This is a genomic window from Nonomuraea roseoviolacea subsp. carminata (assembly GCF_024172185.1).
GTDB lineage: Bacteria > Actinomycetota > Actinomycetes > Streptosporangiales > Streptosporangiaceae > Nonomuraea > Nonomuraea roseoviolacea.
Window position 1 is genome coordinate 9,365,363 of the sequence record NZ_JAMZEC010000001.1, and the last position, 19,561, is coordinate 9,384,923.

17 protein-coding genes are annotated in these 19,561 nt (G+C 73.3%); 13 read left to right on the top strand and 4 right to left on the bottom strand.

The window, feature by feature from the left end; translation table 11 throughout:
- Window positions 1-99 precede the first annotated feature (99 nt).
- The 6 genes from zwf to HD595_RS43720 all read left to right on the top strand — a co-directional run bounded on the left by zwf (window position 100) and on the right by HD595_RS43720 (window position 8,089).
- Complete coding sequence (gene zwf / locus HD595_RS43695) at window positions 100-1,611, top strand: glucose-6-phosphate dehydrogenase (RefSeq protein WP_301311419.1); 1,512 nt, start codon at window positions 100-102, stop codon at window positions 1,609-1,611.
- A complete protein-coding gene (locus HD595_RS43700) occupies window positions 1,608-1,769 on the top strand; it encodes a hypothetical protein (RefSeq protein ID WP_253780229.1) in 162 nt (53 codons plus the stop codon). Before zwf ends, HD595_RS43700 begins: the two co-directional genes overlap by 4 nt.
- The gene (edd, locus tag HD595_RS43705) at window positions 1,766-3,706 is read left to right on the top strand and encodes a phosphogluconate dehydratase (protein WP_253780231.1); all 1,941 of its coding nucleotides are present in this window, start codon (window positions 1,766-1,768) and stop codon (window positions 3,704-3,706) included. Before HD595_RS43700 ends, edd begins: the two co-directional genes overlap by 4 nt.
- Window positions 3,703-4,683, top strand: coding sequence for a glucokinase (glk, locus tag HD595_RS43710; RefSeq protein ID WP_253780234.1), 981 nt, complete (start codon window positions 3,703-3,705; stop codon window positions 4,681-4,683). Before edd ends, glk begins: the two co-directional genes overlap by 4 nt.
- Window positions 4,684-4,959: 276 nt before the next feature.
- The gene (eda, locus tag HD595_RS43715) at window positions 4,960-5,574 is read left to right on the top strand and encodes a bifunctional 4-hydroxy-2-oxoglutarate aldolase/2-dehydro-3-deoxy-phosphogluconate aldolase (RefSeq protein WP_253780237.1); all 615 of its coding nucleotides are present in this window, start codon (window positions 4,960-4,962) and stop codon (window positions 5,572-5,574) included.
- A gap of 169 nt (window positions 5,575-5,743) precedes the next feature.
- A complete protein-coding gene (locus tag HD595_RS43720; RefSeq protein ID WP_253780245.1) occupies window positions 5,744-8,089 on the top strand; it encodes a serine/threonine-protein kinase in 2,346 nt (781 codons plus the stop codon).
- A 257-nt stretch (window positions 8,090-8,346) separates the two neighbouring features.
- On the opposite strand, the gene HD595_RS43725 is transcribed toward HD595_RS43720, so the two are convergent.
- A complete protein-coding gene (locus tag HD595_RS43725; protein WP_253780248.1) occupies window positions 8,347-9,144 on the bottom strand; it encodes a maleylpyruvate isomerase family mycothiol-dependent enzyme in 798 nt (265 codons plus the stop codon).
- Window positions 9,145-9,332: 188 nt separating this feature from the next.
- Here HD595_RS43725 and HD595_RS43730 point away from each other — a divergent pair, with 188 nt between their 5' ends.
- Both HD595_RS43730 and murJ read left to right on the top strand, forming a co-directional pair.
- Window positions 9,333-9,530: a hypothetical protein gene (locus HD595_RS43730; RefSeq protein ID WP_253780250.1), complete on the top strand. Its 198-nt coding sequence runs from the start codon at window positions 9,333-9,335 to the stop codon at window positions 9,528-9,530.
- Between the two features lie 608 nt (window positions 9,531-10,138).
- Complete coding sequence (murJ, locus tag HD595_RS43735) at window positions 10,139-11,734, top strand: murein biosynthesis integral membrane protein MurJ (protein WP_301309753.1); 1,596 nt, start codon at window positions 10,139-10,141, stop codon at window positions 11,732-11,734.
- Window positions 11,735-11,772: 38 nt separating this feature from the next.
- On the opposite strand, the gene HD595_RS43740 is transcribed toward murJ, so the two are convergent.
- Complete coding sequence (locus HD595_RS43740; RefSeq protein ID WP_253780255.1) at window positions 11,773-12,708, bottom strand: NADP-dependent oxidoreductase; 936 nt, start codon at window positions 12,706-12,708, stop codon at window positions 11,773-11,775.
- Between the two features lie 132 nt (window positions 12,709-12,840).
- Here HD595_RS43740 and HD595_RS43745 point away from each other — a divergent pair, with 132 nt between their 5' ends.
- From HD595_RS43745 to HD595_RS43760, 4 genes are all read left to right on the top strand, one after another.
- A complete protein-coding gene (locus HD595_RS43745; protein ID WP_253780257.1) occupies window positions 12,841-13,236 on the top strand; it encodes a winged helix-turn-helix transcriptional regulator in 396 nt (131 codons plus the stop codon).
- A 182-nt stretch (window positions 13,237-13,418) separates the two neighbouring features.
- Window positions 13,419-13,886, top strand: a complete 468-nt coding sequence (locus tag HD595_RS43750; protein ID WP_253780259.1) for a GbsR/MarR family transcriptional regulator — start codon at window positions 13,419-13,421, stop codon at window positions 13,884-13,886.
- Window positions 13,887-13,899: 13 nt separating this feature from the next.
- Window positions 13,900-14,709, top strand: coding sequence for a class I SAM-dependent methyltransferase (locus HD595_RS43755; RefSeq protein WP_253780261.1), 810 nt, complete (start codon window positions 13,900-13,902; stop codon window positions 14,707-14,709).
- Window positions 14,710-14,746: 37 nt separating this feature from the next.
- The gene (locus HD595_RS43760) at window positions 14,747-15,943 is read left to right on the top strand and encodes a cytochrome P450 (RefSeq protein WP_253780263.1); all 1,197 of its coding nucleotides are present in this window, start codon (window positions 14,747-14,749) and stop codon (window positions 15,941-15,943) included.
- A gap of 132 nt (window positions 15,944-16,075) precedes the next feature.
- Here the strand turns inward: HD595_RS43760 and HD595_RS43765 are convergent, their stop codons facing one another.
- Together HD595_RS43765 and HD595_RS43770 are read right to left on the bottom strand one after the other, a co-directional pair.
- On the bottom strand, window positions 16,076-16,963 hold the full coding sequence (locus HD595_RS43765) for a carbohydrate kinase family protein (protein WP_253780266.1): 888 nt from the start codon (window positions 16,961-16,963) through the stop codon (window positions 16,076-16,078).
- A gap of 38 nt (window positions 16,964-17,001) precedes the next feature.
- A complete protein-coding gene (locus HD595_RS43770; RefSeq protein WP_253780269.1) occupies window positions 17,002-18,027 on the bottom strand; it encodes a LacI family DNA-binding transcriptional regulator in 1,026 nt (341 codons plus the stop codon).
- A gap of 248 nt (window positions 18,028-18,275) precedes the next feature.
- On the opposite strand from HD595_RS43770, the gene HD595_RS43775 reads away from it, so the two are divergent.
- A complete protein-coding gene (locus HD595_RS43775) occupies window positions 18,276-19,556 on the top strand; it encodes an ABC transporter ATP-binding protein (RefSeq protein ID WP_253780273.1) in 1,281 nt (426 codons plus the stop codon).
- Window positions 19,557-19,561 lie beyond the last annotated feature (5 nt).

Sequence of the window (19,561 nt, forward strand, 5' to 3'; positions counted from 1 at the left end):
TATCTCACATGTCAAAACTCTGCTTGTCTGCGACCCGAACTCTGGCTAGTGTCCGTTCTGTCCTTCTTGATAGATCAACGGAGCCTCGTCGTGTCCCCCCTGAGCTCGTCACCCGGCATCACCGCACCCGCCGCCCCCGAGACCGCGCACACCGCCGACCTCGTCGTCTTCGGCGGCACCGGCGACCTGTCCATGCGCAAACTGCTGCCGGCGCTGTACCACGGCGACCGTGAGGGGCGGCTCGCGCCCGGCACGCGGGTGATCGCGATGTCCCGCGGCGGCCTGACCGACGAGGACTTCCGCGGCAAGGTGGACGCCGAGGTACGCGACCGGATCCCCGGCGGCGACCCCGCGGTGTGGCGGCGTTTCCTGGACCGGCTGCACCACGTGTCGATCGACGTGGGCGGCCGCGCGGCCGACGGCGGCGCCGACCGCTCCGGCTGGGACGCGCTGTCGGCCCTGCTGGCCGGGCACGAGGACCGTGACCGGGTGTTCTACCTGGCCAGCCCGCCCCGCACGTTCGGCGCGTTCTGCCGCGAGCTGGCCGCCGCGGGCCTGGTGACGCCCCGCTCCCGCGTGGTGCTGGAGAAGCCCCTCGGCCACGACCTGGTCAGCGCGCAGCGCATCAACGACGAGGTCGGCGCCATCTTCGACGAGCGGCAGATCTTCCGCATCGACCACTACCTGGGCAAGGAGACCGTGCAGAACCTGCTCGTGCTCCGCTTCGCCAACGCGTTCCTGGAGCCGATCTGGAACTCGCTGTGGATCGACCACGTCCAGATCACCGCCGCCGAGACCGTCGGCACGCCCGGCCGGCGCGGCTACTACGACCACGCGGGCGCCCTGCGCGACATGGTGCAGAACCACCTGCTCCAGCTCCTCTGCCTGACCGCGATGGAGCCGCCGGCGCGCAATGACCGCGAGGCCATCCGCGACGAGAAGGTCAAGGTGCTGCAGGCGCTGCGGCCGATCACCGGCGGTGAGGTCGAGCGGTTCACCGTGCGCGGCCAGTACGTCGAGAGCGGCGACATGCCCGGCTACCTGGACGAGCCCGCCTCCACCCCGCCCACCGACGAGTCGCGCCGGGTGGAGACCTTCACCGCGATCCGCGCCGAGATCCGCAACTGGCGCTGGGCCGGGGTGCCGTTCTACCTGCGCACCGGCAAGCGGCTGCCGCGCCGCGTCTCGGAGATCGTGGTGCAGTTCAAGGACGTGCCCCACTCCATCTTCCCGGGCGGCACGCCCAACCGTCTCGTCCTGCGGCTCCAGCCCGAGGAGGGCATCCGGCTGCACATCATGGCCAAGGAGCCGGGCGCGGGCGAGGTCACGCTCAAGCCGGTGCCGCTGACCCTCAGCTTCGGCGAGACGTTCACCGCGCGGGTGCCGGAGGCGTACGAGCGGCTGCTCATGGACGTGCTGGCCGGCAACCCGACCCTGTTCATGCGCCGCGACGAGGTCGAGGCCGCCTGGCGGTGGATCGACCCGATCCTCGCCACCTGGGAGGCGTCGGAGCAGTTGCCCGAGCCGTACCCGGCGGGCTCGGCCGGGCCCGCCGGCGCCCACGAGCTGCTCGCCCGCAGCGGCCGGGCCTGGCACGAGGACCTCTCATGACCGCCCGCGACCGCCGCCGTCCCGTGACGGCCGCCGACCACCGCCGTCCCATGACGGCCTCCGACCACCGCCAGACCTTGAAGCCGAACGCGACCGTGAAGCCGAACGCGACCGAGAACCCGAACGCGGCCGTGTGCCCGACGAAGGAGCGTCCATGAACCCCGTCATCCAGGAGATCACGGACAGGATCGCCGAGCGCAGCCGCGCCAGCCGGACCGTCTATCTCGACCGCATCCGCCGCGCCGGCGAGGCCGCCCGCGCCAAGGGCCCGGCCCGCGCCCACCTGGGCTGCGCCAACCTGGCCCACGGCTTCGCCGCCGCGCCGGCCGAGGACAAGCCCGCCCTCATGGGCTCCGCCAAGCCCGGCGTGGCCATCGTGACCAGCTACAACGACATGCTGTCCGCGCACCAGCCGTACGAGACGTACCCGCCGGAGCTGAAGGCGGCCGTGCGGCGGGCCGGCGGCGTGGCGCAGGTGGCGGGCGGGGTGCCGGCCATGTGCGACGGCATCACGCAGGGCCGGCCCGGCATGGAGCTGTCGCTCTACAGCCGCGACGTGATCGCCATGGCGACCGCGATCGCCCTGTCGCACGACATGTTCGACGCGACGCTGCTGCTGGGCGTCTGCGACAAGATCGTGCCGGGGCTGTTCATCGGCGCGCTGCACTTCGGGCACCTGCCAGCGATCTTCGTGCCGGCCGGCCCCATGACGTCCGGGCTGCCGAACAAGGTCAAGGCCCGCACCCGGCAGCTGTTCGCCGAGGGCAAGGTGGGCCGCGGCGAGCTGCTGGAGGCCGAGGCCAAGTCGTACCACTCCCCCGGCACCTGCACCTTCTACGGCACCGCCAACTCCAACCAGGCGCTCATGGAGGTCATGGGCCTGCACCTGCCGGGCTCGACGTTCGTCAACCCGCACACCGAGCTGCGCCACGCGCTCACCGAGGCGGCCGGCCGCCGCGCCGTGGAGATCACCGCGCACGGCTCCGAGTACACGCCGCTCGGCGAGCTGGTGGACGAGAAGTCCATCGTGAACGCGTGCGTCGCGCTGCTGGCCACCGGCGGCTCGACCAACCACACGCTGCACCTCGTGGCCATGGCCGCCGCCGCGGGCATCGTCCTGACCTGGGACGACCTGGCGTGCCTGTCGAAGGTCGTGCCGTCGCTCACCCGCATCTACCCCAACGGCCAGGCGGACGTGAACCACTTCCGCGACGCCGGCGGCATGCAGGTGCTCATCGGCGACCTGCTCGACGCGGGCCTGCTGCACGAGGACGTGCTGACCGTCGCCGGGCGCGGCCTGAGCCGCTACCGCTCGGCCCCGGCGCTGGAGGACGGCGCGCTGGTGTGGTCGGAGGTCGAGGGCGGCAGCACGGACCTCGACGTGCTGCGTCCCGTCGCCGACCCGTTCTCCGCCGACGGCGGCATCCACATGGTCGACGGGAACCTCGGCCGGGCCGTGAGCAAGGTGTCGGCCGTCAAGGCGGAGCACCTGGTGATCGAGGCGCCGGCCAAGGTGTTCGACGACCAGCTCGACCTGCTGCGCGCGTTCGAGGCCGGCGAGCTGGACGGGCAGGACTTCGTCGCCGTCATCCGCTACCAGGGGCCGAGCGCCAACGGCATGCCGGAGCTGCACAAGCTCACCCCGCCGCTGGCCGTGCTGCTCGACCGGGGCCAGCGGGTGGCGATCGTCACCGACGGCCGCATGTCCGGCGCGTCCGGCAAGGTCCCCGCTGCCATCCACCTCTCGCCCGAGGCGGCCGACGGCGGCCCGATCGCGCTCGTCCGCGAGGGCGACGTGATCAGGCTGGACTCGGCGGCCGGGACGCTGGAGCTGCTGGTGCCGGCCGAGGAGCTGGCCCGGCGCACGCCCGGCGGCCGGCCGCTCAGCGACGCGGAGTGGGTGGGCACGGGCCGGGAGCTGTTCGCGGCGTTCCGCCGCATGGCCGGGCACGCCGAGCAGGGCGCGGGCGTCTTCGGCGTCAGCGGCGCCGAGTCGCCGCACCACGGGCCGGGGCTCGGTTTCCCGGCGGAGGCGGGCTCCTCCCACCTGGAGACCGGTCTCGCCGACGCGGTCCGCGCCGGAGTCACCGGGTGAGCTCCTTCGCCTATCCGTGGCTGGTCGCCGACATCGGCGGCACCAACGCCAGGTTCGGCCTGGTGACCTCGCCGGGCGCGCGGCCGTCGCACGTCGCGGTCCTGGCCGGGGCCGAGCACCGCGGCCTGCCGGAGGCCGTGGCCGCCTACCTCGCCGACCACGCCGGCGGCGCCCGGCCCGGGGCGGCGTGCCTGGCCCTGGCCGGGCCCGTGGACGGCGACCGTTACGCGCTGACGAACCTGCCCTGGACCGGCTCGGCGCGCGACCTCGGCCTGCCGGAGGTGGCGCTGCTCAACGACTTCGAGGCGCTGGCGGTGTCGCTGCCGCACCTGGAGGGCGACGACCTCGCCCCGCTGGGCGGCCCCGCCCCGTCGTACGGGGTGAAGGCGGTGCTCGGCCCCGGCACCGGGCTCGGCGTGGCCGGGCTGGTGCCGGTGGACGGCGGCTGGGTTCCGGTCCCCGGCGAGGGCGGGCACGTGACGCTGCCCGTCCAGGACGAGCGGGAGCTGGAGGTGCTGGGGGCGCTCCGGCACGCGCGGCTCCCGGGCGGGCCGGGCGGCCAGGTGGTGGCCGAGCACGTGCTGTCGGGTCCGGGGCTGGCGCGGCTGCACCGGGCGCTGGCGGAGGTCCGGGGCGTGCCGCCGGTCGAGGACACGGCGTCGGGGATCGTTTCGCGGGCCGACGACGGGTTGTGCGCGGAGACCGTCGAGGTGTTCTGCGGGCTGCTGGGGTCGTTCGCGGGGAACGTCGCGCTGACGCTGGGCGCGCGGGGCGGCGTCTACCTGGGCGGCGGGGTGCTGCCGCGGATCGCGGAACGGGTCCGTACGGGGCCGTTCCGCGCGCGGTTCGCCACGAACCCGGACATGGCGGAGTACCTGTCGGCCATCGCGACGTCGCTGATCGTCGCCCCGCAGCCCGCGCTCACGGGGGCGGCGGCGTGGCTGGCTCATCTCGCCTCGCGCGCGGACCGCGCGTGACGACACCCGCTCCGAGCGGGTTCCGGGGCCGGGACTCCGGGCGGCACGGGCCGCGTTCCCGGGCCGGGGCCTCGGGCTGTGGCGCGAGCCGTGACCCGTGGCGCGAGCCGTGACCCGTGGCGCGGGCCAGTAGCCTGGGCGCGCCGACCCGCTCCGGGGACCTGCTCCGGCCGGACGGCGCGAAGCTCCGGCCCGCGACGTGAAGACGTGGAAAGGCCTCCGGGCCGACGAGACAGAAATGACGGCCCCGAGGGCCGGCAAGGAGAAGAACCGCAGATGACGAGCCTGCTCGACCTCGCCCCCGTGATCCCCGTCGTGGTGATCGAGGATGTGGAGACCGCCGTGCCGATGGCGCGGGCGCTGGTGTCCGGCGGCCTGCCGGTCATCGAGGTGACGCTCCGTACGAGCGCGGCGCTGGAGGCGATCGGCCGGATCGCCGCCGAGGTGCCCGGCGCCGTGGTCGGCGCGGGCACGGTGCGCACGGGCGCCGACGTCGAGGCGTCTCTCAAGGCGGGCGCGTCGTTCCTGGTGTCGCCCGGCGCCACCCCGTCGCTGGTGGACGCGATGCTCGCGGGCGGCGCGCCGTTCCTGGCCGGCGCGGCCACGGCGTCGGAGGTCATGGCGCTGGCCGAGCGGGGGCTGAAGGAGCTGAAGTTCTTCCCGGCCGAGGCGGCGGGCGGCAGGCCGTACCTGAAGTCGCTGGCGGGGCCGCTGCCGGACGTGCGGTTCTGCCCGACGGGCGGGATCCGGCCGGACACGGCGGCGGACTACCTCGCGCTGCCCAACGTCGGCTGCGTGGGCGGGACGTGGCTCACCCCGGCCGACGCGCTCGCGGCGGGCGACTGGGCCCGCGTGGAGGCCCTCGCCGCCGAGGCCGCCGCCCTGCGCTGACCCCGCGCCTCAGCCGTACCGGACCATACGGGGGCGAGCCGGGCCGAGCGGGCCGGGTCGCCACCGAAGACCGCCGTTTACCGTTAGAGTCTGGGGTGGAAAAGGGCATGCCGGGCGAACGCCCGGCCGGTTGATGCGACGGGATGACGACGGCGAGAGGACAGCGACGTTGGGGCTGCAGGGCCGCTCCGCGGGCACTCCGCTGACACCCGAGGACCCCCAGTCGATCGGCCCCTACGAGCTGTACGGCCGGCTGGGGTCGGGCGGGATGGGCACGGTCTACCTGGCCAGGGCCGCCGACGGCCCCCGGGTGGCGCTCAAGGCGATCCGCCGCGACTACGCCGCCGACCCCGTCTACCGGGCGCGCTTCCACGAAGAGGTGTCCAACGCGCGCAAGGTCGCCTCGTTCTGCACCGCCCGGGTGCTCGACCACGGCGAGGACGGCGGCGTCCTCTACCTCGTCACCGAGTACATCGACGGCATCTCCCTCGAGGACCACCTGATCGAGCACGGGGCGCTGTCGCCGTCCGTGCTGCACTCGGCGGCCGTGGGCGTCGCGGCGGCGCTGACCGCCATCCACGCGGCGGGCCTCGTCCACCGCGACCTCAAGCCGGCGAACGTGATGCTGACGCTGGCCGGGCCCCGGGTGATCGACTTCGGGCTGGCCCGCTCGGCCCACCTGTCCTCCCGCCACACCAACGCCGGGATGGTCATGGGCACGCCGGGCTGGATCGCCCCGGAGCAGGTGTTCGAGGGCAGGACGAGCCCGGCGGGCGACGTGTTCGCGTGGGGGTCGCTCATCGCGTACGCGGGGCTCGGCGGGCATCCGTTCGGTGAGGGCGACGCGTACGTCATGGCCGCCCGCGCCCGCACCGCGCCGCCCGACCTGCGAGGGCTGCCCGCGCCGCTCGACCGGCTGGTGGCGGCGGCCATCCACCCCGACCCGGCGCGCCGCCCGGCGGCCCGGCAGTTGCTGCTGGAGCTGGTGGGGGCGGCGGACGAGCCGGCGGCGCAGCTCGCGGCGACGCGCCACCTCACGACCACGTGGGACCCGGCGGAGTTCCCGCCGCTGGCGGGCGCACCCACCGGCGCCCCGGGCGCACCCGCCGGTGCCCCGAGCCACCCTGCCGGCGCTCCAGGCCACCCCGGCCCGCCCCCGAGCCCCCAACCGTCCCCCGGCCCGCCCCCGAGTTCCCAGCCGTCCCCCGGCCCGTCCCTCGGCCCGCAGCAGTCCCCAGGTCCGCAGGCGCCTCCGTCCCCCGGTGCTCAAGCGTCTCCGCCGCCCGGCCTTCAGGTGCCTCCGCCTCCTGGCTCTCAGGTGTCTTCGCCTCCCGGCTCCCAAGCACCTCCGCCTCCTGGCTCTCAGATGTCTTCGGGCGCGGCCCCTCACGGACCCTCGGCGCCGCCGCCCGGCCCCCAGGGCGCGCCCGGGCCGCAGATGCCCGCCGCCGGGTCGCCGCACGCCCCGTCAGCGGCGCCTCCGGGCTCCCAGCCATCCCCTGCCGCCTCCCCAGGCCCTCAGCCCGGACCGCACCCGTCCGCCGGGCCGCAGGCGGCTCCCCACGCGTCCCCCGGACCTCAGCCTGGGCCGCACGCGGGGCCCTCCATGCCCCCGGGCCCGGCCCCGTCCGCGGACGGCCCGTCCCTGACGGGGATGCGGCTGCCGTCCGCGGACGGTCCGTCGCTCACGGGCATGCGGCTGCCGTCGTCGGCCGGTCCGCCGGCGGACGGCCCGTCGCTCACGAACATCCCCATGCCTTCGGGCGGCCCTCCACCACAGGGTCATCCCGGACACCAACAGCAGCCGCCCCACCACCACACCGGCCAGGGTCCCCTACCGGGCCGGCCGTCGCCGGGCACCCAAGGGCCGCCACCGCAGGGCCCCACGTCTCACAACCCGTCCCCGCACGGCCCGTCGGCACCCGGTCTCTCACCGCACAGCCGTACCGCGCAGGGCCCGGTGCCCGGCCCCGGGCCCTCGTCGCGGCTCACGGGTCAGGGGCCGCTGCCGCGCACCACGATGCCGCCGCCCGGCGGGGCGCGCCGCGCCACGTTCACCGGCTGCCTGACCGCCGTGGTGATCGCCGTGGTGCTGCTCGTGCTGCTGGTGGCGTTGGTTGCCTGGCTCGGCCGCTCCCCCGCCGTCGGCGGCGCGGAACGTCCGGCCCAGGACGGCAGGCTGCGGTTCGCGGTGACCGGCACCACCTGCCCCAAACCGGCCAAGTCCGCCGCGCAGCGCACCTGCACGGTGTCGCTGAAGGTGGACAACGTCGGCAAGGAGGGACGCGTCCTCTACCCGGGCCAGCAGAAGCTGTGCGACGAGGACGACGTCCCGCACGCTGCCACGCGGCTGCTGGACAAGGCGGGCAAGGAGACCACGCCGGTGCGCATCGGACCGGGCCAGTCGTTCAGCGGGTCGCTGGTGTTCGAGTTCCCGAAGCAGGCCCGGCCGGCGGAGCTGGAGCTGCACGACTCCAGCCTGAGCCACGGCGTCCGCGTCGCCCTGGAGGACTGACCTCCGTTCACTGGTCGCGCCGGTGCCGGCGAGCTCCGGCCGGAACGCCGGGCCCAGGGATTCCCCGGCCGCAGGGAGATGCCGGAGCCGCCCGGCACGATGAGCGCATGATCGACGCCCCTCCCCACGCCGAGCTCTCCGGCCAAGCCGCCTGCACCGGGGCCATGCAGCGCGCGGCGTAGGCGGCGCGGCCCGAACTACGGCCAGGGCGACTCGCCCCTGCGGCTCCAGGCGCGGCCAACCGTCCTCGCTACGTCCTACTCCTCCGGCTCCCAGGCGCGGAGCAGGTCGAGCAGCCCCGCGTCTCCGTCGACGTGCAAGGAGCCGGCCTGGATACGGTCGTACAAGTAGAGGACCAACTCACTGGCCGTGCCATGGACGGAGGCCCCGGCCGCGTCCGGGTCCTCGCCGGACGCGGCAGTGGGCGCGGGGACTCGGGTGGAGCGTGCGCCGTCGCCGTCGACCGTGAGGCGCCAGGAGCGGCCCTCGGCGGCGTGGAAGTCGAAGGTCGTGGGCTTGTGCGGCCAGGCACTGGCCGTCGCGACGCAGGTGAACAGGAACTCCTCGACACCGTCGAGGGCGACCTCGACCGGCAGCGGCTGCGGGGCGCCCGCGGCGAGCTGGGCGTCGTAGGTGTGCACCGCGCTCTCCTGGACCCGGTGCCGGGCGACTCCGCCAGAGGTCCGCGGCGTCTGCAGGGCACTCCACCACGCCCAGCAGCCGGCGTCCGGGCCCGCCTCCCGCAGGGCGCTCAGCAGAAGCTGCGTCGAAGCGGCCAGCCAGTCCAGCAGGGCCTCACGTTCCCGCGGCACTTCCAGAGCGGCGCGCGCAGCGGCGGCCTCGGCCGGGGGCGCGTCGGCAGGCCCCGCGCCGACGATGGCGGCCCAGAAACGGTCTCCCCCACCCAGGTGCTTCACCAGATCGAACAGCGTCCACTCGGGGCAGCTCGGCACCGGTGCGTCGAGACTGGGCGCGGCGGCGACCGCGGCGCGGAAGGCGGTCGACCGTTCGTCGATCAGTCGCAGCAGGTCAGGGAACTCGGGACTCTTTTCCACGCCGAATGTCTATCACCGTGCTCGGCTGATCGGACAGCCGCGTTCCGCGCCCTCGGCGTCACGAGGCACCGGCCGGTCCATGAGCCGCCGCATCGCCCGCCGTCTCGGCACCATGCGGACCAGCCGCGACGCCGACGCCGAAGCTCCGCAGGAGGCCGGCGGCATCGGCCCCGAGAAGGCCCCCGCTCGTGGTGGTCGACGGCGCGGAGTTCGGCGACCTCGTCGACAAGCTGATCGCGGCAGGGGTGAACATGACCGAGCCCGCAGCGGTGACGACGACACCCGGCACCGCGGAGCCCGCCACCGCCGAGCCGCCGCTGGCCGGCATGTCGATCGTCGTCACCGGCGCGATGACCGGCCCGTTGGAGGCCCTGTCACGCAACTAGGTCAACGAGCTGGCCGAACGCGCCGGCGGCAAGTCAACTGAATTAGCTCTGAGGTGGTTCCCTGAATTCTCTGTTAGCGTCCGCCACATGATCAACGGGGATGGCGGGCTTCGGGATCTGGCAGCTTCGACGGTGCTTGATGGTGGAAGGCTCGAGTCGACGGGTGACCCGTGGACGCCGTACCGGTTGCTTGACGGCGATGGCCTCGTGGTCGAGCCGGTCGCGGTGTTCTTGGCGGAGCTGCAGGCCTCGGGGCGGTCGACGTCGACACTCCATTCCTACGATCTGCGTCCGGTGGGATCAGGCGGTACAGGCCGACGCCCGGGACCACGCCCGGTGGATGCAGATCGCCGACAAGCCGACCCGGGTCCACCGGCGGCTCCAGGAGGACGTCCTCCCTACGAGGCGCTCCGGCGGGCAGGTGCCGGGACGGTCAGCCGTCCTCGCCCGCATGCTCGGCATCCACATCCAGGTCGCTGTCCCATGGCAACGCGCCTCAGCCGGCGATCGGATGACCTACGCCGCCGACGTCGGCCGTCGTTTCCGCACTGACACGCAGACGAAGGCAGGGCCGGCCCGCCACTTCCCAGACGAAGGAGAGATCACGCATGGCGGATCAACCAAGGCTCGTACGGACGGGCCGGGCGATGGCGATCGCCACCATCGTCTCGAGGGTCACTGGCTTCGTCCGCACGTTGGCGCTGGTCGCCGCTCTCGGGCTGGGCAGCCGGCTGCTGGACGCCTACACCGCGGCGAACGTCACCCCCAATACCATCTATGAGCTTGTCTTCGGCGGTGCGCTGGCGAGCGTGCTCGTTCCACTGCTGGTTCGTACGGCCGATGACGGTGACGTCGACGACGACCTGTTCGCCCAGCGGCTGCTGTCGTTGGTGGTCTATGGCCTCGGCGCCGTGGTGATCATTACAATCATCGCCGCGCCGTTCATCGTGGACCTCTACGTTCCTGGGTTCAGTCCTGACCAGCGGCATCTGGCGGTCGTCTTCACCCGGTACTTCATGCCGCAGATCCTGTTCTACGGAGTGAGCGCGACCTTGGCCGCGATCCTCAACGCACGCAGTCGCTTCGTTTCGCCCATGTGGGCACCGGTGGCCAACAACCTTGTCGTCATCGCCACCGCGTCGGTCTTTCTGCTGATCGGCGGCACCGGGAAGCTGGAGTCGCTGACTCACGTTCAGATGCTGCTGCTGTCGATCGGCACCAGCGCCGGGGTCGCCGCCCAGATGATCGTTCTCGCAGCGGTCAGCCGGCGAACCGGATTCCCGTTGCGGCTGCGCGCCGATCCGCGAGGCATCGGAGTCCGGCGCATCGTCGTCCTGGCCGGCTGGACGATCGCATCCGTCGCCGCGGCCCAGGCGGTGTTCATCGTGATCACCCGGATCGCCTCGCAGGCCGGGTCCGGCGCCGTCAGCGTCTACTCCAACGCCTACACCCTGTTCCAGCTGCCCTACGCCGTGATCGCGGTCACCGTCATCACCGCGGTCCTGCCGCGGATGAGCCGGGCAGCGGCCGACCGTGACCTCGCCCGAGTCACCGCCGATCTATCCCGGAGCCTGCGGCTCACCAGCGTGGTCCTGGTGCCCATCGCCGCCGCGCTCATCGTACTCGGCCCGCAGCTGACCACCGTGCTGTTCGCCCACGGCAACGCCTCACCCGCCGCTGCCCATCTCACCGGCGCGGTGCTCGCCGCCTACGGCCTCGCACTCGTCCCCTTCGCCGGTTACCAGATCATGTTGCGGGTCTTCTACGCCCTCGGCGACACCCGCACCCCAGCGTTACTGAGCGTCGGCGTCTCCGCGGTCACCATCGCCACCTGCCTGGCCGCCGCACAACTCGCGCTCGGCCCGAACCTGGTCATCGCCATCGCGGCCTGCTCCGCCATCGCCTACACCGCCGGGCTGCTCGTCACGGCCCAGTTGCTGCGCCGTCGGATCGGCAGAGTCGACGGACACCGCCTCCTCAGCACCCACACGCGGATACTCGCCGCAGCGATCGTCGCGGGACTCGCCGCATTCCTTGTCAACCGCGTCCTCGGCACCACGGTCGGGACGAGTTGGACCGGCTCGCTCATCACCGTCTGCACCGCAGCCGCGATCGGAGCCGCCCTCTACGCCCTGGCCGCGCGAGTCCTCCGCATAACCGAGCTCAGAGCCCTCACCACCGCCCTGCGGATCAACAACACGTGACCCACACGACTACCCAGTGACCGCGATCTGCGGTGTCGTCACGGGACGAGGACGAGCCGACCGCGGAGTCCGCCCTTGGCCAGGCGGCGGTGGGCCTCCGCGACCTCCTCCAGCGGCAGGGTGGCGGCGACCCTCAGGGTGAGCTTGCCCTGTTCGACCAGCGTCACGAGGTCGGCCAGCCGTGCCCCGTCCGCGCTGATCCAGTGGGTGAACACGCGCGTCCCCCGCAGCGGCAGGGGCGCGCCGCCCGCGACCACGGCGGCGAAGGAGCCGCCGTTGCGCACCGCGTCCAGGGCCGCCGCGCCCGTCACGGCGGCGTCCAGGGCTCCGTGGACGCCGCCCGGCACCAGCGCCCGCACGGCCTCCCCGAGGCGGGCCGTACGGGGCACGAACAGCTCCGCGCCCAGCTCGCGGACCAGCGCCTCGTCCGCGGCGCCGGCCACCGCCACGACCCGCAGCCCGCGCGCCACGGCGAGCTGGACGGCGTAGCCGCCCACCGCGCCGGCCGCGCCCGTCACCAGCAGGGTCTCGCCCGGGCGCAGGCCGAGCCGGTCGAGGGCCTGGACGGCGGTCAGCCCGTTGAGCGGCAGCGTCGCCGCCTCCACCGCGCCCACCCCGGACGGCGCGCGGGTCACCGCGTCCGCGTCGAGCACGACCTGGTCGGCATGCGTCCCGTACGGCACGTCGAGCCGGTCGGACAGCCCCACCACGCGGTCGCCCACCGCGAGCCCGGCGACTCCGGGGCCGGTCTCCTCGACGGTTCCCGCCACGTCCCAGCCGATGCCGATCAGGTCGCGGGCGGGCAGCAGCCCCGCCTCGGTCAGGGCGCCGGAGCGGGTTGCCAGGTCCACCGGGTTGACGGCCGCGGCCTCGACCCTGATCCGCACCTGGCCCTCGCCCGCGGACGGCGCCGGCACGTCGGCGACCTCCAGCACCTCAGGGCCGCCGAAGCCGCGGATGACGACAGCACGCATGGTCTTCTTCCTCTCGCTCGGGTGGTGGCGTCCTCGCGCCGCCACGCCTTACCGTAGGAGAGGTACTCTCCGCCAGGAAGTACGTACCTGAGAGTGCGTAACACACGCAGACGTGCGGCGAACAGGAGACCCATGACCACGCGGACGGCCGCCGAGCGGCGCGAGGAGGCGCGCGCCGCCTACGACGCCTACCTGGAGGAGTGCCCGGCCCGGCAGCTCCTCGACCGGATCAGCGACAAGTGGGTCAGCCTGCTGCTCAACGCGCTGGCCGACGGCCCCCGCCGCTACAGCGACCTGTCGCGCACGGTCGCCGGGGTCAGCCAGAAGATGCTCACCCAGACGCTGCGCGCGCTGGAGCGCGACGGGCTGGTCGCGCGCTCGGTCACGCCGTCGGTGCCGGTCCGGGTCGACTACGAGCTGACCCCGCTGGGCCACAGCCTACAGCCCGTCATGCGGGCGATCAAGGACTGGGCCGAGAGCAACATCGAGCAGGTCATCGCCGCCCGCGACACCTACGACGCGCGCTGACCGCACCGCCGGGCCGCACCGGGCCGCGCCGCCGGGCCGCTCCGCGCCGCCGCGCCGCTCGCGCGCCGCTCGCCGGCCGGACGCGACGGCTCGGCCGATCCGGCGCACACTCCGTCACCGCCGGTGGCTTTCCGTGCGTAAACTACGTAAAGTACGTACTTGACGTAGTTGGTGGAGGTGGCATGATGGATCCACGGGAGGGCGAGTTCGTCGACCGTATGGGGCTGGTCATGGAGCGCTTCGGACGCACGCGCACGATGGGGCGCCTGTACGCGTGGCTGATGGTCTGCGATCCGCCGCACCAGTCGCTCACCGAGTTGGCCGCGCGCCTCGGCGTCAGCAAGACGGCCGTCAGCACGATCGCCCGGCAGCTGGAGCTGAGCGGCATGATCGAGCGGGTCCCCACGGCGGGCCGCGAGCACCGCTACCAGGTCGCCGCCGGCGGCTGGGAGCACGTCATGAAGGTCCAGTTCGCCGCGCTGCGGCAGGCCGTCGAGGCGCTCGACCTGGGTCTTTCGGCCGTCGGCGGCGACCGGCCCGAGCAGCGGGCGCGGCTTGAGGAGACCCGCGACTTCTTCGCCTGGACCGAGCGTGACGCGGACGACATGCTCCGGCGCTGGCGCGACTCCCGCGCGGAACCGGATCGATGACGATCGGAGTGACATGAACGGGGCGAAGGTCGACGTCAGGAGGATCGCCGGGGAGGGGGTGACCTGGACGCTCCTGGCCACCCTGTACCTGAGGGCGTGGGAGAGCCGATTACCCGAGCCGATCCTCGGTGACCGCTACGCGGCCGAGGTCGTCGAGCGCATCGACTACGACTTCGCCGCGCTGCGGCGGCGCGTGCGGCCCGAGGGCAACCAGTTCCTGGTGGCGTTGCGGGCCAGGCAGCTCGACGACTGGAGCCGCGCCTTCCTGGCCCGGCATCCGAACGCCGTCGTGCTCCAGCTCGGCTGCGGCATGGACAGCCGCATGCTCCGGCTCGACCCGCTGGGCAAGCGGCGCTGGTTCGACGTGGACCTCCCCCACGTCATCGAGCTGCGCCGGCGGCTCTACCCCGAACGCGGCCGGTACACGATGGTCGGCGCGTCGGTGACCGACGACGGCTGGCTGGAGGGCGTCCCCGCCGACCGTCCCGTCCTGATCGTCGCGGAGGGGCTGCTGCCCTACCTGACCCCGGACGAGGTGCGCACGCTGCTGTCGCGGCTGACCGGTCACTTCACCGGGGGCGGCGAGCTGATCTTCGACGCGCTCGCCCCCTGGGCGGCCCGCCTGGGAAGGGCCTTCCGCTGGGCTCCCCGCGACGCGCGGGAGATCGAACGGTGGAACCCGCGTCTGCGGTGCGCCGAGCAGACGCCGTTCACCACGCACCACCGCAGGATCCCGGTATGGCGCTACCGCGCCCTCTACCGGCTCATGCACGCCGTGCCCGCGCTGCGGAACGCGCACCGGGAATTCCGGTTCACGTTCTGACGGGCTCCACTCTTTCGGGAACCGAAAAGGAGAGGCGATGACCGGCATCGTCGAACGGTACGACATCCCCGAACAGCTCTTCTGGCTGCGCGGCACGCGCTCGGGGCCGCCGGTGGAGTACGACTCCGCCACCGGCCTGTGGAACGTCTACGGCTACCAGGAGGCCCACCAGATCCTCGGCGACCCCGCGACGTTCTCCTCCGACACCATGCGGGTGGTCCCCAAGGGCGTGATCCCGGAGGACGAGTTCTCGCTGGAGGGGTTCATCACCCAGCTCGACCCCCCGGAACACGGCAAGCTGCGCAAGCTGGTCAGCAGCGCCTTCACCCGCAAGGTCGTCGCCGACCTGGAGCCGCGGATCGCCGCCATCACCCACGAGCTGCTCGACGCGGCGCGCGAGCGCGGCGGGCTGGAGCTGGTGACCGACCTGGCCTACCCGCTGCCGGTCATCGTGATCGCCGAGCTGCTGGGGGTGCCCGCCGGTGACCGCGCCCTGTTCAAGCGGTGGGCCGACGCGCTGTTCCAGCGCGACGCCAAGATCTCGCTCAACGAGCCGTCCGAGGCGCGGAAGCAGGAGATGCAGGCCACGCTCAAGCCGTGGAAGGAGATGAGCGCCTACCTCGCCGACCACGCCGAGGAGCGCCGGCGGCAGCCGCGGGCCGACCTGCTCACCCGGCTGGTCGAGGCCGAGGTGGACGGCGAGCGGCTGCCCGCCCGGCAGGTGGTCAACTTCGCGATCGTGCTGCTGCTCGCCGGGCACATCACCACGACGATGCTGCTCGGCAACACGGTGCTCTGCCTGGACGCCTTCCCCGAGCAGCAGGAGAAGGTACGGGCCGACCGCACCCTGGTACCGGCCGCCATCGAGGAGTCGTTGCGGCTGTTCACCCCGTTCGCCGCGCTCGGCCGCTCCACCATGCGCGAGGCCGAGCTGGGCGGCGTCACCATCCCGGCCGACAAGCTGGTCATGGTCTGGCTCGGGGCGGCCAACCGGGACCCGCGGCAGTTCCCCGACCCGGACGCCTTCAGCCCGGGCCGCGACCCGAACCCGCACCTGGCCTTCGGGCGCGGCATCCACTTCTGCCTGGGCGCCCCGCTGGCCCGGCTGGAGGGGCGGGTCGCGATGAACATCCTGCTCGACCGGTTCGACCCGCTGCGCGTCGACCCGGCGGACCCCGTGAAGTTCATCCCGACCCCCACCATGGCGGGGGTCCGCCGCCTCAGCCTGGCCTGACCCGCGCCGTCAGCCGCCCCGGTCCGGCCGACCAGCGCCGTCAGCCTGCTCGGCGCCGCCGTCAGTCTCCTTGGCGCCGCCGTCAGTCTCCTTGGCGCCGCCGTCGGCCTCCTCGTCGCCGCCGCCGGGACGTCACGCGCCCGCCGCGATCCGGTCGCGGCGGGCGAGCAGGGTCGCCTCGGTGATCGGCGCCTCGTGGGTGCCGGCCACCGTGCAGGCGTGGGCCCCGGCCAGCGCGCCGAGCCGTACGCACTCCTCCAGCGGCCGGCCGCGCAGCCGGCCGTACAGGAAGCCGGAGACGAACGCGTCGCCGGCGCCGTTGGTGTCGGCGACCGGACCGGGCAGCGGGGCGGCGGGGAAGGCGCGCAGGTCGCCGCCGCGCGGCAGCACGAGGCAGCCCTCGGCGCCGCGCATGCAGACGACCGCCTCCGCGCGGCCCCGGTCGAGGATGTGGCGCATCACCCGCTCGGGCGACCCCAGCGCGGCGGCCGACAGGAACACCAGGTCCGAGCGGTAGGCGAAGTCGCGGTGGTGGTCGTTGACGCCGTCCCAGTCGTGCAGGTCGGTTGAGGTCGGGATGCCGTCGAGGTCGTCGTACACGTCGCGGCAGTAGCCGGTGATCGAGACGTGCGCGTGGCGGGCGCGGACGCCGGCGTACAGCTCGCGCGGCAGGCGCTCCCCCGGCGTGTCGCGCGGGTCGTGCAGCGACGTGCGGCGGCCGTCGGGGCCGACGAGCAGGACGCTGCGCCGGGTGCCGGCCGCGGCCCGGCCCCAGCGGGCGTCGACGCCGCTCAGCGCCTCACGGATGATCGCGCCCTGCGGGTCGTCGCCGACGAGGTCGGCGAAGGCCACCGACAGGCCGAGCGCGGCGCAGCCGAGCGCCACGCCGGCGCCGGTGTTGCCGACCCGCTCCTGGATGGGCGGCACGCCGTACGTGTCGGCGTACGGCAGGGGCAGCTCGGGGACGTGGACGGTGGCGTCCACCCCGGAGCCGCCGAGCACGAGCACGTCATGAACCATCGGCGGGACCTCCTCGGTCCCGCCCGGCGCGGGACTCGTCACCGGTTGACCAGGGGACCGGAGCCGGTGGAGCCGCGCACCACCAGCTCGGGACGGAAGATGAGCTCGACGTGCTTGGCCGGCGCGCCGTTGACCTCTTCGAGCAGCGTCTGCACGGCAGCCGAGGCCATCGCGCCGATGGGCTTGCGCACGGTGGTGAGCGGCGGGTCGGTGAACGCGATGAGCGGCGAGTCGTCGAAGCCGACCACCGACACCTCGCCCGGCACGGCCAGCCCCTTCTCGCGGCAGGCGCGGATGGCGCCGAGCGCCATGAGGTCGCTGGCGCACACGATGCCGGTGCAGCCGCGCGCGAGGAGCTGGGTGGCCGCGGCCTGCCCGCCCTCGACGGAGAACAGCGAGTCGGCGACGAGGTCGTCGACGTCGGTCGCGCCGAGGAGCTGGGCCATGGCCTGACGGAAGCCCTCGATCTTGCGGATCACGGGCACGAACCGGCGCGGCCCGAGGGCCAGCCCGATCCGCTCGTGCCCGAGGTCGACGAGGTGCCGCACGGCCAGGCGGGCGGCCAGCCGGTCGTCGGGCGAGATGAACGGGGCCTCGATGCGCTCGCTGTAGCCGTCGACCAGCACGATCGGCAGGCCCCGGTCGGTGAGCCGGGTGTAGCGGTCCATGCGGGCGGTGGTGTCGGCGTGCAGCCCGGACACGAACACGATGCCGCTCACGCCCCGGTCGACCAGCAGCTCGGTGAACTCGTCCTCGGGCGCCCCGCCGGGAAGCTGCGTGCACAGCACCGGCGTGTAGCCGTGCTGGGTGAGCGCCTTCTCCACGGCCTGGGCGAACGCGGGGAAGATCGGGTTGTCGAGCTCGGGCGTGACCAGGCCGACCAGGCCGTTGCTGCGCTGCCGCAGCCGGGGCGGGCGCTCGTAGCCCATGAGGTCGAGCGCCGTCATCACGGCCTGGCGGGTGGCCGCCGAGACGCCGGGCTTGCCGTTGAGCACCCGGCTGACCGTGGCCTCGCTCACGCCGGCCTGGGCGGCGATGTCGGCGAGACGGGCGTGACCGTTCATGGCAGCCACTTTACCTCCGCCTGCCCCCCACTTTGAAAGGCTTGCCGAAAATTTCCGCAAGCTCTTCCAGAGTTTCCGTTCCCATGGCGTCCAGAATTGGGGACTCCAGCCCTGTTATGCCGAAACACATCCCTAAATCACGATTATGAGAGATCTTTGATGCAAGGGTGGACATCACGGTTAAGGCGCGATGTACTACCTCTTCCATCAGCCCCGTCACAGGTGACACGTGCGCAAGGTGTGGGCCCATGAGCTCGGTCGTTCTCGACAAAGTGACCAAGGTTTACCCCGGTGACCACCTTGCGGTGGACCGATTGAGCTTGCGGGCCGAAAACGGTGAGTTCCTCGTCCTGCTCGGGCCTTCCGGGTGCGGCAAGTCCACGTTGTTACGGATGATCGCGGGACTTGAGGAGATCACCGAGGGCGACCTGTGGCTCGACGGCCAGCTCGCCAACCACCTCGCCCCGCGCGAGCGCGACGTGGCCATGGTGTTCCAGAACGGCGCCCTGTACCCCCACCGCACGGTCCGCGGCAACATCTCGTTCCCGCTGGAGATCGCCAAGGCCGACCCCGAGCTCGTCCGGCAGCGCGTCACCGAGCTGTCCAAGGCGCTGCACATCGACGAGACCCTCGAGCGCCGGCCCGGCACCCTGTCCGGCGGCCAGCGCCAGCGGGTCGCGATGGGCCGGGCCATCGTCCGCCAGCCCAAGCTGTTCCTCATGGACGAGCCGCTGTCGAACCTCGACGCGGGCATGCGCACCGAGCTGCGCATGGAGATCTCGGCGCTGGTCAGGTCGCTCGGCGTCACCACCATCTACGTCACCCACGACCAGGTCGAGGCGCTGACGCTGGCCGACCGCATCGCCATCATGAACCGCGGGGTCCTGCAGGACGTCGGCACCCCCTCGCAGATCTACAACGACCCCGCGACGGCGTTCGTGGCGGCGTTCCTCAACTCCCAGCAGCTCAACCTGCTCGCCGCGACGGTCCGCACCCCGCAGAACCAGTACGTCATGCTCGACTTCGGGCCGCACCGGCTGATCATCCCTTGGAGCGATCCCAGGGCGTACGCCATCTCCCAGCACACCGGCGGGCAGGTGCTGGTCGGCATGCGCCCCGACGGCCTCGCGCCGGTGCCCGAGTCGTACGAGGGGCCGTCGTTCTTCGGGCGGGTGCGGGCGCTGGAGTACCACGGCCACGAATGGCTCGCCTACATCGAGTGCGGCGCCCCCGCCGTGCCCGTGCCCGAACCGCCGGACCCGAGGGCGCGCGCGAACGGCCGCCAGAACGCCTCGGGCCGGATCGGCGCGTTCGTCAAGCGGATGTTCGGGCACGAGGAGGAGCGCCAGGACCAGGAGCAGCTCGGGCAGCACCCCGGCAGCGGCCACCACCGGCGCGCCGACCTCATCGTCCGCCTCGGCGGCCGCCCGGCCTGGCGCGCGGGCGACGCCGCCAAGGTCGGCGTGGACACCACCCGCCTGATGATCTTCACGTTGGACGGCGCCCGCATCGACCCCCCTCGCCGCTGACGACC